12 protein-coding genes are annotated in these 13,776 nt (G+C 64.7%); 7 read left to right on the plus strand and 5 right to left on the minus strand.

Annotated elements, in window-relative coordinates:
- Positions 1–172 precede the first annotated feature (172 nt).
- The 5 genes from A6B35_RS21495 (at position 173) to A6B35_RS21515 (ending at position 4,636) form a co-directional block, all read left to right on the plus strand.
- On the plus strand, positions 173–2,311 hold the full coding sequence (locus A6B35_RS21495; protein ID WP_006203407.1) for a TonB-dependent hemoglobin/transferrin/lactoferrin family receptor: 2,139 nt from the start codon (positions 173–175) through the stop codon (positions 2,309–2,311).
- 4 nt (positions 2,312–2,315) lie between these two features.
- Positions 2,316–2,756, plus strand: a complete 441-nt coding sequence (locus tag A6B35_RS21500) for a hypothetical protein (protein ID WP_006203406.1) — start codon at positions 2,316–2,318, stop codon at positions 2,754–2,756.
- Between the two features lie 136 nt (positions 2,757–2,892).
- Positions 2,893–3,882 carry an energy transducer TonB gene (locus A6B35_RS21505; RefSeq protein WP_006203405.1) on the plus strand — a complete coding sequence of 330 codons (990 nt, stop codon included), beginning with the start codon at positions 2,893–2,895 and terminating at the stop codon, positions 3,880–3,882.
- 66 nt (positions 3,883–3,948) lie between these two features.
- On the plus strand, positions 3,949–4,263 hold the full coding sequence (gene hmuQ, locus A6B35_RS21510) for a heme-degrading protein HmuQ (protein WP_006203404.1): 315 nt from the start codon (positions 3,949–3,951) through the stop codon (positions 4,261–4,263).
- A 1-nt stretch (position 4,264) separates the two neighbouring features.
- Positions 4,265–4,636, plus strand: a complete 372-nt coding sequence (locus A6B35_RS21515) for a bleomycin resistance protein (RefSeq protein ID WP_006203403.1) — start codon at positions 4,265–4,267, stop codon at positions 4,634–4,636.
- A 21-nt stretch (positions 4,637–4,657) separates the two neighbouring features.
- Here the strand turns inward: A6B35_RS21515 and A6B35_RS21520 are convergent, their stop codons facing one another.
- Both A6B35_RS21520 and putA read right to left on the minus strand, forming a co-directional pair.
- Positions 4,658–5,746 (minus strand): glycosyltransferase family 2 protein, encoded by a 1,089-nt coding sequence (locus tag A6B35_RS21520; RefSeq protein ID WP_244425959.1) that lies wholly within the window; start codon positions 5,744–5,746, stop codon positions 4,658–4,660.
- 60 nt (positions 5,747–5,806) lie between these two features.
- The gene (putA, locus tag A6B35_RS21525) at positions 5,807–9,418 is read right to left on the minus strand and encodes a bifunctional proline dehydrogenase/L-glutamate gamma-semialdehyde dehydrogenase PutA (protein WP_006203401.1); all 3,612 of its coding nucleotides are present in this window, start codon (positions 9,416–9,418) and stop codon (positions 5,807–5,809) included.
- 162 nt (positions 9,419–9,580) lie between these two features.
- Between putA and A6B35_RS21530 the strand changes: the two genes are divergently transcribed.
- Positions 9,581–10,033 carry an Lrp/AsnC family transcriptional regulator gene (locus A6B35_RS21530; RefSeq protein ID WP_040583120.1) on the plus strand — a complete coding sequence of 151 codons (453 nt, stop codon included), beginning with the start codon at positions 9,581–9,583 and terminating at the stop codon, positions 10,031–10,033.
- Between the two features lies 1 nt (position 10,034).
- Here A6B35_RS21530 and A6B35_RS21535 read toward each other — a convergent pair whose 3' ends face one another.
- Together A6B35_RS21535 and A6B35_RS21540 are read right to left on the minus strand one after the other, a co-directional pair.
- Positions 10,035–11,243 carry a cytochrome-c peroxidase gene (locus A6B35_RS21535; protein WP_006203399.1) on the minus strand — a complete coding sequence of 403 codons (1,209 nt, stop codon included), beginning with the start codon at positions 11,241–11,243 and terminating at the stop codon, positions 10,035–10,037.
- A 7-nt stretch (positions 11,244–11,250) separates the two neighbouring features.
- Positions 11,251–11,694 (minus strand): FixH family protein, encoded by a 444-nt coding sequence (locus A6B35_RS21540; protein ID WP_006203398.1) that lies wholly within the window; start codon positions 11,692–11,694, stop codon positions 11,251–11,253.
- 145 nt (positions 11,695–11,839) lie between these two features.
- Here A6B35_RS21540 and A6B35_RS21545 point away from each other — a divergent pair, with 145 nt between their 5' ends.
- Positions 11,840–12,754, plus strand: a complete 915-nt coding sequence (locus tag A6B35_RS21545; protein ID WP_006203396.1) for a sugar kinase — start codon at positions 11,840–11,842, stop codon at positions 12,752–12,754.
- Here the strand turns inward: A6B35_RS21545 and A6B35_RS21550 are convergent.
- A complete protein-coding gene (locus A6B35_RS21550; RefSeq protein ID WP_006203394.1) occupies positions 12,751–13,776 on the minus strand; it encodes an aldose epimerase family protein in 1,026 nt (341 codons plus the stop codon). The two genes, A6B35_RS21545 and A6B35_RS21550, sit on opposite strands and share 4 nt — an antisense overlap.

Here is a 13,776-nt window from a genome sequence, read left to right on the forward strand (position 1 = left end):
CCGGACTAAATGAGTCAACATTTAAGACGCCGGACGCGATGAAAAATGCCAGCGAGCCCCGGGCCAGCCAGCATCGAACCTGGATTTTTGGAGTTGGGGCATGGGGTTGGCGAATTGGGGACTGGGTCTGGCGGACAGCGCTGGCCCGGCGCATCGGTCGATGGCAAAGGGAATGGCCACATTGCTGGCTGGCGCGGCGGCAATCGCATTGCTCGCACCGCCTGCCAATGCCCAGCAGGCGGCCCAACCAGCGGCTGACCAGACGAATGAGGCAAAGACGGACGAGCCCAAGCCCGCCGAGGCAGCCGCAACACTGCTCGACAAGATCCTTGTCATAAGCCGTACCGGCGAAACGGCGATCGAATCGCTGGCCTCGGCCAGCCACGTCGACCGCGAACAGCTCGACCGCCGCATGGCGACGACGCCGAACGAGATGCTGCTCGGCGTGCCGGGCGTCGCGGTGCAGGCCGACGCGCGGCGCGTCAGCTCCAGCATCAACATCCGCGGCCTGCAGGATTTCGGCCGCGTCGCGGTGATCGTCGACGGCGCCCGACAGAGTTTCCAGCGCTCCGACCACGGCACGCAATCGACCTTCTACGTCGATCCCGAACTCATCAAGTCCGTCGACATCATCCGCGGCCCGGTCGCCAACACCTATGGTTCCGGCGCCATCGGCGGCGTCGTCTTCTTCGACACCAAGGATGCCGAGGACTTCCTCAAGCCTGAGGAAACCTGGGCCGGCTCCGTCACCGGGCGCTACGAAAGCAACGGCAAGGGCTGGACCACCAGCGCCAGCGGCGCTTATCGCTTCAACGAAAACTGGGATGTGCTGGGCAACATCGTCTACCGCAACTATGACGACTACAAGAATGGCGGCGGTGACACCGTTGCCGGCACCGGCTTCGACGTGCTGAGCGGCCTGCTCAAGACCACGATCCGCCCCAGCGAAAACAGCGAATTGAAGCTCGGCTGGGTCGGCTCGAGCGACGGATGGACAGAGACCAGCGGCGGCGTGCCGGCGAACGATGTCGACTTGAAGTCGAACACCTTCACCGCTCGCTACAACATCACCGACGACGCCAAGAGCTGGCTCGACCTGCACATCAACGCCTCCTACAACAAGACCAACCTCGATCTGACGACCCTTGTTGCGCAAAACCGGTTCGATCCGGTCACCGGCCTTCCCGTGGTGCTGCCGGCGGGCTCGATATCGACCTTCGATGTCGGCACCACAGGCATCGACATCTGGAACACGTCACGCTTCGAGACCGCGGGCATCGCGCATGAGTTGACCTATGGCGGCGACTGGGTGGGCGACAATGTCGAGACGGGCGGCACGGCCGGTGGCGACAGTTTCTACACGCCGTCGGGCAAGCGCAACGTCTCCGGCGCCTATATCCAGGACAAGCTGACCTGGGACTGGCTCGAAGTCATCACAGGCCTGCGCTATGACAACTACAGCCTGAAGGACACGAGCAACGAAACATCCGGCGACAGGCTGTCGCCGCGCATCACCGTCGGTGTCTCGCCATTCGAAAGCGCCGGCCTCGCGGGTCTGCAGCTCTACGGCACCTACGCGGAAGGCTACCGGTCGCCGTCGCTGACCGAAACGCTGATCAGCGGCAACCATCCGGCCGGCGTCAGCTTCCCGTTCCTGCCCAATCCCAATCTGCGGCCCGAAACCGGCAAGACCACCGAGTTCGGTGTCAACTACAAGCAGAACGACATTCTCGAAGCCGGCGACGCGCTGCGACTGAAGGCCGCCTACTTCAACAACAATGTCGACGACTACATCGACGGCGTCATCCTGTCGCCCTTCGACCCGACCAGCGGTTGCCCATTCGGCCCGGGCATCCCGATCTGCTTCCAGTACCAGAACTTCGCCAAGGCCAAGATCAACGGCTTCGAACTGGAAAGCGTCTACGACGCCGGCTGGGGTTATGCCGGGCTCTCGGCCTCGATCATAAACGGTCACACCATCTCGTATGAAGGCGAGCGGGCCGACCTTGCCAGCATCCCGTCCTCCCAGGTGACGGCGCAGCTTGGCGTTCGCTTCCTCGAAGACAAGCTGACCGTCGGCGGCGAAGTACAATACAACGGCAAGCCCAAGGGCAATCCAGTGGCCAAGGACTATACGCTGGTCAACGCCTTTGCCAGCTACCAGGCGACCGACAATTTGAAGGTGGACTTCCGCGCAGACAATTTGTTCGATGTCAAATACACCAACCCGCTGAACGGAAGCACCACCGCGGTCCTCTACGAACCCGGCGTCACGCTGAAGCTGGCGGCAACCATGCGCTTTGGAGGCTGACTATATGACGAGCTTGACGGCATCGCTTCGTCTGCTGACCTCGACGCTGGCGATGTCGCTTGCAACGGTGCCGGCGTGGACCCAGTCCGCGCCGGCCCCTGTCCTCACGCTCGAACTCAACGGCGCGCAGCCCTCCGAGAAGGGCTGCCGGCTGACCTTCGTCGTCAACAATGCACTCGGCGCCGACCTTACCAAGGCGGCGTTCGAGATTGCGCTGTTCAACGACGCCGGCGTCGTCGACCGGCTGACCGTGCTCGATTTCAAGGACCTGCCCAACGGCAAGACCAAGGTGACGCGCTTCGACCTGGCAGGAACGGACTGTGCCAAGGTCAGGCGCGTGCTGATCAACAGCGCGACCGAATGCGCCAGCAGCGGCGTCGAGCCAAGCGCATGCATGCGCAAGCTGAAGACCGAGACAAAGACCGGCATTGCTTTCGGGGTCTGAGGGCGACAGTGGGGGACTGCATCCCGCCTTCATGCAAGACGCAGTGACTTGGCCCATCTCCGGTCCGCTGCCATGGCAGGCAATCGATCTTGATTTGACAATACCACGTCGCTCGCGGCAGTTCTCGGCGCGAGACATGCAAGAAATCAGCCCCCTCCCCAACGCCGGCAGCGAGCTGGCGATCCCGCCGGCCAAGCCGATTGCACCCGCGCGGCCATCAGCCTGGAACCGCAAATGGGCGGTGGCGATGATCGCCTCCTGCCTGCTCCATGCCGCTGCTGCGGCAGCGTTTCTGTTCGCACCCGCCGGGGCATTCGATACCGGGGACGCAATACAGTCCGAAGGCGCCGATCAATCGGGCGCCGACGTGGTGGGCAGCGCCCTGGATGGCCAGGCGCCCGGCGTGATGGACGTGACCTTGGTGCCCGATCCGCGGCCAGCCAAACCCGAGGCCGTTCAACCCAAGCCGCCAACCGACACGCCTCAACCAGCCAGGGAGGCCACGACCAACCCTCCGCTGGAAGCTGCCGAACAACCAATCGACGCTGCCGACATACTGACGGCCGCCACCCCGCGCCAGGACGACCAGAATGTCGCTGCAAGCAGCGAAGCGCCGGCATCGCCCGCAACTCAGACACAAAGCACCGAGGCGCCTCCTGTCGATGAGTCTCCTGCCGCTTTGCCTGTTGCCAAGCCACCGGTCCCAACCGCGAGGCCAAGCGCAACAGCCGGGCTTGGAGGAACAAGCCAGACAAACGATGCGCGTGGCGCGGCAGATGGCGAGGAACGCGACCAAGCGGTGGTTTCCAGCAAGGGCAAAAAGCAGGCCGCGGCAGGCAATGCGATGGAATCCCGCTACAGCGGTGAAATTCAGAAGAAGCTTGCCCGCGCCAATCGTCGCGTTTCGAAATCCGTGCAAGCGAAGGCTCGCAACAATGCCAGGGTGGTATTCGTTGTTATGGCCGACGGCAGCATCAGCGATCTGCAGCTTGCCGAAAGCTCGGGATCTGCCGAGCTCGATCAATTCGCATTGACCCTTGTGCGCCAGCAAGCCCCGTTCCCTCCCATTCCACCCGAGACCGGCAGGTCAAGTTGGGTGTTCAAAGCGCGGGTCGGTCCGTTTTAAGAGCCTCTGCCTCGTCGTTTCAGACCTCCATCAAACAGCACAATTCGCAATCCCGAAAGGAACCCCATGTACATCGCCATGAACCGCTTCAAGGTCCAGAACGGCTCGGAAACCGCCTTCGAGGACGTCTGGAAGAACCGTGATTCGAGCCTTTCGGAGATGAAAGGTTTTCGGGAATTCCATCTGCTGCGTGGCCCCGTCAACGAAGCTGAAGGCTACACGCTGTTTGCCTCGCACACGGTGTGGGCGAGCCACGATGATTTCGTCGCCTGGACCAAGTCGGAGAATTTCCGCGCCGCGCACCGCAACACCGGCACGACGAAAGTCCATTATCTCGGCCATCCGCAATTCGAGGGCTTTTCCGTCGTCGAAGGCGCCTGACATGGCAACAACTGCCGAAGATCCCGCCCGCAGCATTCCGGTCCTGCCCTCGCCCGACATCGCGGCGACGCGCGATTTCTATTGCGATGAGCTCGGTTTCGGCATCGTCGGGCCGGAGATGGACGACTATCTGATCGTGCGCCGCGGCGAAATCGAGAGCCATTTCTGGAAGAGCGACGACCGCAAACTGCCCGAAGTCTCGTCCTGCTACATCAGGGGTGGCGAGGTGCCGGCGCTGCACGCCGAATTCTCTGCGCGCCGCGTCGAGAAGCTCAGCCCCTTCACCGTGCGGCCATGGAACATGAAGGAATTCTACGTCCGGGACCCGCACGGCAATCTGCTGAAATTCGGCTGCGCGCCCGAGGATATCTGAAGCTTCGCCGGGCAACCCGTGTCAGCGTGGCGCCCAACCGAACAGGCGCCGCACTCTCCGCGTGAAGCGCTTGCGCAACTGTCGCCGGCGGTTCTTGCTACTGAGAAACGGCGTCAGCCGGGGATCGGCGGCCAGAGCGCCGAACCGCCGGACATGCTGCGCAAGGAACCCGGGCACGAAATCCCTGCCGTTGATGGCGCGTAGCCGCTCCGCATGGGCCAGCACATAATCGAGGACATCAGCGCCCATGGTCGCCTCGTGGGCAAGATAGGCCGGCGATTGCTGCACATGGCCGCCGGCATAGGCGGCGCCGGCCGATGCGTTGGCGCCATGCAGACGATAAAGGCCGAGACTCTCGGACAGGATCAGGCTGCCAGCGGCCAGATGCGCGCATGTCGCGGCAAAGTAGTCGGTCCCTGTCTTCACCCGAAACGGGAACGCCAGAACTGGTTCCAGCGCACCGCGCCGGAAAACCATCGACGAGGTCGGCGCCCACATCCAGCCATAGGCGCTAGGTCCGAAATAGGTCACCGGATGGTCCGATTGATAGGCAAGCTCGCCAGCCATCGCGCCAAGCTGCCTGAAGGCCGGAATGCCGATCCCGGCCGCCTCCGGTTCCGGTCGCGGCTTGCGCAGCATGACATAGGTGCTCGCGAGCAAGGTCCGCTGGCTATCGACGAAGAAAACATCCGAGCTGGATAGCGACGCCGTTCGCGTCGGGTTCAGATGCGCCGACAGATGCGCAAGCAAGAAATTCGGCAGCCAGATATCGTCGGCATCGAGGAATGCAACGAAAGGCGCGTCGGTCGCGGCAAAGCCATCGCGAAATCCCGCGATCTGCCCGCCATTCTCCGAGCGCGCCCGCAGCCGCAGGCGCGGGTCGCCAATCGCCTGGAGGAGTTCGCGGACATGTTCGGCCGAGCCGTCGCTCGAGGCATCGTCGACGATGACGCAGTCCCAGTTCCGGTAGGTCTGCGCCAACACCGAGCGGATCGCCTGTTCGACGTATGGGCGGTAATTGTAGCAGGTGATGACCACCGCCACGCGCGGCAGCTCAAACGGTGGGGACGTGTCTTCCATCTGATCGGCCTCGCCCGCTCGAATTGCCACCCATGTTCATCCGGCAGCTTTTCCTTTGCAACTCGACGCAGCCGAGCGAAGTGCGAAAACCTAGGCGGCCGCCAGCAGGCTGGCATTGCCGCCCGCCGCCGTGGTGTCGACGCAGACAGCCCTCTCATGTGCGTAGGCCGCCGGGTTGAGCACCTCGCTGACCAAGGGTACGATCGGGCCGCTGCGGTCGGCGATGACCTTGCGCACGATGCGCGCGGCCTCAGGCGTGCCGGAGAAGGCGACGACGTCGACGCGTAGCGAACGGGCCTCGACCGGATCAGGGCGTCCGTCGATAGCCGCCAGCGGCAGGCCCTTGCCGGTCAGCGCCGACAGCGCCGCCGGCGCTCCTGGCGCTACTGCAAGCACGGCGTTGCCGGCGGCGAGCGCCTGGATCGTCTGGGCAAGCAGTGTATCGGCGTCCGGCCCTAGGCACAGCACCCGGCCGCGAGGCGACAGCGACAGCGTGTTGGCTTCGCCCGTCGGCCCGGGCAGGTCGACCTGGCCGAAATCGATGCCGGCGGCAGCGCCGATGGCCGCCGCACCCTTGCCGCGCAGATGCTTGCGCAGGATGGCCACACGATCGGGCCGCGTCGACCAGCCGCCAAGCGTCGGATCGGGCAGATTGTCGGCAAGCTCGGTCGCCGTCACCTTGTGGCCGTCATCGAGGTGCGTGCCAGCCTCCGGCCCTTTGCGGAAGCGCCTCAGATAATGTGGCCCGCCGGCCTTCGGTCCGGTGCCGGACAGCCCCTCGCCGCCGAAGGGCTGGGAGCCGACAACGGCGCCGATCTGGTTGCGGTTGACATAGATGTTGCCGGCGTGGATGCCGTCGACGAAATGCTGGACGCGACCCTCGATGCGAGTGTGCAGGCCGAAGGTCAGGCCATAGCCCTTGCGGTTGATAGCGGCGATGACGGCGTCGATCTCGTCGGCGTCGAACGTGGCGACATGCAGCACCGGGCCGAACACCTCGCGCTCCATCTCCTCGATGCCCTTGACGCGGAATACGTGCGGGGCGACGAAGCGGCCATCCTTCGGCGCTTCGAGCTTGGCGATCAGCCGGCCCTGCAGGCCCATTTTCGTGCAATAGTCGCTGATCGACGCCTGCGCCTCGTCGTCGATGACCGGACCGACATCGGTCGAAATCTGCCAGGGGTTGCCGAGGGTGAGCGCCTCCATGGCGCCTTTCAGCATTTCCAGCATCTTCTTCTCGACGTCTTTCTGCACATAGAGCACGCGCAGTGCCGAGCAGCGTTGGCCGGCGCTCTGGAAGGCCGAGGCAAGGATGTCGCGCACCGCCTGTTCGGGAAGCGCCGTGGAATCGACGATCATCGCATTCAGCCCGCCGGTCTCGGCGATCAGCATGGCGTCGGGCGCGGCGGTCTCGGCCAGCTGTTTCTCGATCAGCTTGGCGACCTCGGTCGAGCCGGTGAAGCAGACGCCGGCAATTCGCGGATCGGCGGTCAGTGGTCCGCCGACCGACGGACCGTCACCCGGCAGCAACTGGATGACGTCTTCGGGCACGCCGGCCTCGCGCAGCATTTCGACGGCGCGGAAGGCGATCAGCGGCGTCTGCTCGGCCGGCTTGGCGATCACCGTATTGCCGGTGACCAGCGCCGCGGCGATCTGGCCGGTGAAGATGGCGAGCGGAAAATTCCAGGGCGAGATGCAGACGATGGCGCCGCGTGCCTGCGTGCCGCTTTCGGCATTGACCGCCTCGGCAGCGTAGTAGCGCAGGAAGTCAACCGCCTCGCGCACCTCGGCAACGCCGTCGGCGAGTGACTTGCCGGCTTCGCGGGTGGCCAGCGCGAAGAACTCGACCGCATTGGCTTCATAGAGGTCGGCGGCACGGTTGAGGATCGCGGCACGCTCGGCGGCGGGGCGTTTTGCCCAGGCCGACTGGGCCTCCACTGCGATGCGCACGGCGGTCGCGACCTGCTTGGCGTCCGCCTCGTGGACCGAACCCACCACTTCGTCGGGCTTCGCTGGATTGGTGACCGGGCGCTGCTTGCCATAGCCCGCGGCACGGGTGATCGGCTTGGCGTGCCAGCGGTCCGACCCGGCGAATTCCGCCTTCGCCTTTTCGATCGCGGCCAGCGTCACCGTATCGGTGATATCGAATCCCCTGGAGTTCCGGCGTCCACCGCCGAAGATGGCAAAGGGCCGGGCGATTGCCGGATTGGCGGCCGGACCTTGCTTCTCGACCGTTTCCAATGGATCGCGGGCGATGTCCTCGGGTTCGACCTCCTCGTCGGTGAGCTGGTGGACGAAGGAGGAGTTGGCGCCGTTCTCCAGCAGCCGGCGGACCAGATAGGCCAGCAGGTCGGAATGGGCGCCGACCGGCGCATAGATGCGGCAGCGCGTGCCTTCGGCCTGGCGCACCGTCTCGTGCAGTGCCTCGCCCATGCCGTGCAGGCGCTGGAACTCGAAGGCATCGCGGTTCGTCGCCATCGACAGGATGGCGGCCACGGTATGGGCGTTGTGAGTGGCGAATTGCGGATAGATGCGGTCGGTCATCGACAGCAGCTTCTTGGCGCAGGCCATGTAGGAGACATCGGTGTTGGCCTTGCGGGTGAAGACCGGATAGCCGTCGAGCCCGAGCGTCTGCGCCCGCTTGATCTCGGTGTCCCAGTAGGCGCCCTTGACCAGCCGCACCATGATGGTGCGGTCGTTCTTCTTGGCCAGTGCGTAGAGCCAGTCGATGACGAAAGCCGCGCGCGGGCCATAGGCCTGGACGACGACGCCAAAGCCGTTCCAGCCGGCGAGTTCCGGCTCGGCCAGCACACGCTCGATGACGTCGAGCGACAGATCGAGGCGATCGGCCTCCTCGGCATCGATGTTGAGGCCCATGCGCGAATGCCCCGCGGCCAGCGCCAGCGACAATAGTCGCTCGGCCATGACCGGAAGCATCGTTTCCTTCTGCGCCACTTCATAGCGCGGATGCAGCGCCGACAGCTTGACCGAGATGCCGTGGTTCTGGCGGATGTCCGGCCCGTTGGAACCGGAGTCGAGCGAGGAAATGGCGTCGGCATAGGCCTTGTGATAGCGCAGCGCGTCGGCCTCGGTGCGGGCCGCCTCGCCCAGCATGTCGAAGGAATAGAGATAGCCCTTCTGCGTCATCGGCCGGCCGCGCTTGACCGCCTCGGCAATGCTGCGGCCAAGCACGAACTGTTCGCCCATTTCGCGCATCGCGGCGGCGACCGCCTTGCGGATGACCGGTTCGCCCAGCCTGCGCACCATCGAACGCAGCGTGCCTTCGATACCGCCCTCGCCTTCGTCGAGCACACGCCCGGTCAGCATCAGCGCCCAGGTCGAGGCGTTGACGAAGATCGAACTCGAGCCGCCCGAATGCGCTGACCAGTCATGCGGCGCGATTTTGTCGGCGATCAGATCGTCCATCGTCTCGGTATCGGGTACGCGCAGCAGCGCCTCGGCCAGGCACATCAGCGCCACGCCTTCCTTCGTCGACAGGCCGTAGGCGGAGAGAAAGACTTCCATCAGCCTTGGATCGGACGAGCCGCGCACCGCCCGCACAAGATCGGCCGCACGGGTCGAGATCGCGTTGCGGTCCTTCGTCGACAGTTCTGTCGCCTCGGCCAGCCGCTTCACGGCCGCGTCTTCATTGGGCAGATAGTTGGAGCGGATCTGCTGGCGGATGGCATCGAGCGCTGGCATGACGGTCCTGTGAACGAGCAAGAGGGAGCGGGCCGGCGGTCACCGGACCGAATGGCGCAAGCTAGCACAATTGCGGATTTCGGTCGGTCCAAAGAAATCGACAAGGGAGGCCAATTGATCTATCATTTGCGCCAAATGCCCACCAATTTGACCACAAAACCGATGATCGAAGACCAATTGGACCGCATCGACCGGAATATCCTGTCGGCGCTGGCACGCGACGGTCGGCTTTCCATGTCGGAACTGGCCGGCAAGGTCGGCCTGTCGAAGACTCCGGTGCAGGCCAGGGTCAAACGCTTGGAGAAGGACGGCTTCATCCGCGGCTATCAGGCAATCATCGACCGCGAGCGCATGGGCGAAGGCCATGTCGCATTCGTCCAGGTGAAATTGTCGGATACGCGCTCGGCCGCCCTCGACGCCTTCAACCGCGCCGTCCAGGCGGTGCCGGAGATCGAGCAATGCCACATGATGGCGTCGAGCTTCGACTATCTGCTGAAAGTCCGCACCACCGATATCGCCGCCTATCGCCGCGTGCTCGGCGAGCGCATATCGGCGCTGCCGCACGTCGCCCAAACCTCGACCTTCGTGGCGATGGAGACCGTCAAGGACCGCTAACTCACTCGGCCAGCGTCTTCAAAAACGCCACCAGCGCCGCACGCTCGCGCTCCGATAACTGTAGCGGATGGACTTCCGACGTGCCTTCGACACTCGCCGGCGCCTTCGAATAATGCGCCACCACCTCATCCAGCGAGGAAAACTGGCCGGCGTGCATATAGGGCGGACGGGTGGCCGCGCCGCGCAAGGACGGCGTCTTGTAGGCACGCACCAATTCCGGCCCGCTCTTGACCATGAAGCGCAGCTCACGACAGGCGCTGTCGTCGCCGTCGCGGAAGGCGCCGAAGCAGTTGAACGGATCGGCCTCGACCTGAGTGATCGCGTCGACGCGGCCGCGATCCGGCGGCAGGTCGGCAACCGGCGGCACACCGGTGTTGTGAAAGCTGTTGTCGGTGAAGCGCGGACCGTTGTGGCAGGTCACGCAATTGGCCTTGCCGATGAACAGCTTCAGCCCGAGGATCTCCTCCGGCGAGAAGGCATCGTCGGCCTGCGGCTTGGCGCCCGACGCCAGGTCGATCGCCAAACGGTCGAAGCGCGTCTGCGGCGGCTCGATGGATCGCTCGAAGGCGGCGATCGCCTTGCCGATATTGGCGAAGACGCGATTGACGTCCTCGGCCTGGCTGTCGGGCATGGCATTCCAGGCTGCCTTCTCGGCATCGGTGCCGAGCGGACTGGCATTGGCCGGCACGCTCGAAAGGTCGGGCAGCGGTCCGAAAATGCGCTCGTAGCGCTCGCCGAAACGCTTCTTGATGTAATGCGCGAAGGCGGCGCGGTTGCCGGCCTGCTCGAGCGGATTTTCGAGCGGCGTCAGCGCCTGTGCCCACAGGCTGTCGCGGCGCCCGTCCCAGAAGAACCACGGATCGCGCGCGACACCCGCCAGCGGCATGGTGCGCCGGTTGGTGCGGCCGATGCCAACTGCCTGTGGCAGGTCGTCCTGGAACTGGCGATCGATCTTGTGGCAGGTCGAGCAAGAGACCGTCCCGTCGCGGCTCATGCCCTGATCGAAGAACAGCGTCGAGCCCAGTGCCGCGGCGGCAGGTACGTCGGCAAAACGGTTGGTGGTGTCGGGCTTCAGCGCCGGCAGCGTGTTCAGCGCCAGCGAGGCGATGGTCGTCTTCTCGCCATCGCTGAACTGCGGCTCGCTGCAGCCGATGAGCACGGCGAACGCACCAAGAGCAAAAACGCATGAAATTCTGGCAAGGCGCCTCATCGGCTGCTCACAGCACCACATTGAAGACGACCGAATCGGAGCCGGCCGCGGCGGAAATGGCAAAGCGCAGCTGCCACCAGCCGCTCATGGTGAATTTCAGCCCGTCGATGCGGTAGCGGCCCTCGCCCAGATAGTCGGTCGCCTGCGGACTGGTCGGCAGGCCGTGATTGTGCAGCGGCATGCCGCCGGAAACCGTGATCGCCGCCCCTTCCACAGGAGCCCCCTTGACCGTCTTCAGCGTCAGCAGCCACGACTGCAATTCGCCCTGCCTGATGACGCCGCGCTCCGGCTGGAAACTGGCGACGAACAGCCCGTTCGCCGTCGTCTTCGAGCGCGACGTGTCGGCACCAGGCGCCGTCTGCGGGGCGGTCAGATAGACGATCGCCAGGATGCCGACCAGCAAGGCGGCCAAACCGAGACCCGCGAGAAGATAACGCCATAGGGATGCCAAACCGGTTCCTTTTCCAAGACAACGTTACAGCGGGCGGATCGCGTCCCACGGGAAAAACGCTTCTGGCGCAAAAATCGGCCTGCGCCAAGCATGGCCTTGCCGGTCGCAAAAAGCTACAGCAGCAAAATTGTCTGGAGGGAGATACATGACGGGAATCGCCTCGATCGGTGAGTGCATGCTCGAACTGTCGGGCCAGGCCGGGCCGAACTGGCGCATGGGCTTTGCCGGCGACACGTTCAACACGCTGTGGGCGCTGCATGCGCTGAGCGACGACCGGCCGGCGACCTACGTTTCGGCCTTCGGCGACGACCCGTTCTCGCAGGCACAGATTGCCTTCTTCGCGGAAAACGGCATCGGCATCGGCCAGAGCCCGATCATCACGGGCGCCCGGCCCGGCCTCTATGCCATCACGCTGACCGGCGCCGAACGCGCCTTCACCTACTGGCGCGCCGACGCGGCCGCCAGGCAACTCGCCTCGGATCCAGCCGCCCTGGCAAAAAGCCTGGAAGATCAGGCGCTTGTCTATTTTTCCGGAATCACCTTGGCAATTCTGGACGACGCCGCGCGCAAGACATTGCTGGCGGCGGTGGCCAAGGCCCGCGCGGCCGGCTCGCTTGTCGCCTTCGATCCCAACTACCGGCCACGCCTGTGGCGCAATCGCGAGGTCGCGCAGGCCGCGATCCTCGAAGCGCTTGCCGTCACCGACATCGCCCTACCGACCTTTCCGGACGAGCAGATGCTGTTTGGGGACTTGACGCCGGAGGCGACCGCGGAGCGGCTGGGAAAGCTGGTCAGCGAAGTCGTCGTCAAGAACGGCGAGGAAGCGGCCCTGATCGCGACGGAAGGAGCCTTTCAGCCGGTTCCGGCGGTCCATGTCGCGACCCCCGTCGACACCACCGGCGCCGGCGATTCCTTCAATGGCGGCTACCTCGCCGCCCGGCTTGCAGGTCACGCTCCCGGAGCGGCCGCACAACGCGCGCATCGTGTCGCCGCTGCTGTCGTGCAGGTGCGCGGCGCACTGGCGCCGTTCGAGACCCTAAGGGCTGCTTTCGAAGGTTAAGGTAACCTGAAACGGTATTCCGTGACCTGATGATAGATCTGCCCGGGCCACAGCGTGGCTTGCGGGAAATAGGGCCGGTTCGGTGCATCCGGCCAGACTTGCGCCTCCAGGCAGAAGCCCGAAAACGCCTTATATTGGCGCCCCTCCAGTCCCGCTGAGGACGGCGTCAAATACTGGCCGGTATAGAGCTGCAGACCGGGCTCCGTGGTCCAGACCTCCATCTCGACGCCGGAAGTCGCGCCTTGCGCCCACGATGCCTGCTTCAGTGGTCCGCGTGTCGGGGCGAGGCAGAAATTCAGGTCGTAGGGAAGCTGCTCGCCCTCGCTCTCCATGCGCAGCGGCCGCGCCTGGCGGAAGTCAAAGGGCGTGCCGTCGACCGGCTTGACCGCGCCGGTCGGGATCATCTCGCCGTCGATCGGCGTGTAGGCGCCGGCATTGAGCATCAGCCGGTGGTCGAGGATATCGCCGGCGCCACCATCGTCGAGGTTGAAATAGGAATGCTGCGCGAGATTGCACAGCGTCGGCTCCTCTGAGGTCGCGGTCAGTTCGACGCTGAGCGTGCCCGGGATCTTCAGCCGGTAGGTGCAGGTCACGTCGAGCGCGCCGGGAAAGCCCATCGTGCCGTCGGGGTCATGCAGGGACAGCGTGACGAAGTCCCGGCCGTGTAGCGAGACGGTCCATGGCCGGTGGAAATAGCCTTCAGAGCCGCCATGCAATGTGTGCTTGTCGAGGAAGTTGCGTTCCGTCTGGTAGCGGTTGCCGGCGATGGTGAAGCGGCCGTCGCGGATGCGGTTGGCATAGCGCCCGACGACCGCGCCGAAGAACGCCTTGTCGGTCTCGTAGGGCTCGAAACGGTCGTAGCCCAGCACCAGCGGCGCATCGTGTCCGGAGAGGCGCAAGTCCTGGATGATCGCGCCCAGCCCGATGATGTTGGCGGTGAGGCCTCCGCCACGGATGGTGAAGCGGCGGACGGCGTCGCCCGCCTGCGTCGTACCGAAGACCTCGCCGTCCTTCATCGTCAT

The organism is Mesorhizobium amorphae CCNWGS0123, assembly GCF_001686985.1.
Taxonomy (GTDB): domain Bacteria; phylum Pseudomonadota; class Alphaproteobacteria; order Rhizobiales; family Rhizobiaceae; genus Mesorhizobium; species Mesorhizobium amorphae.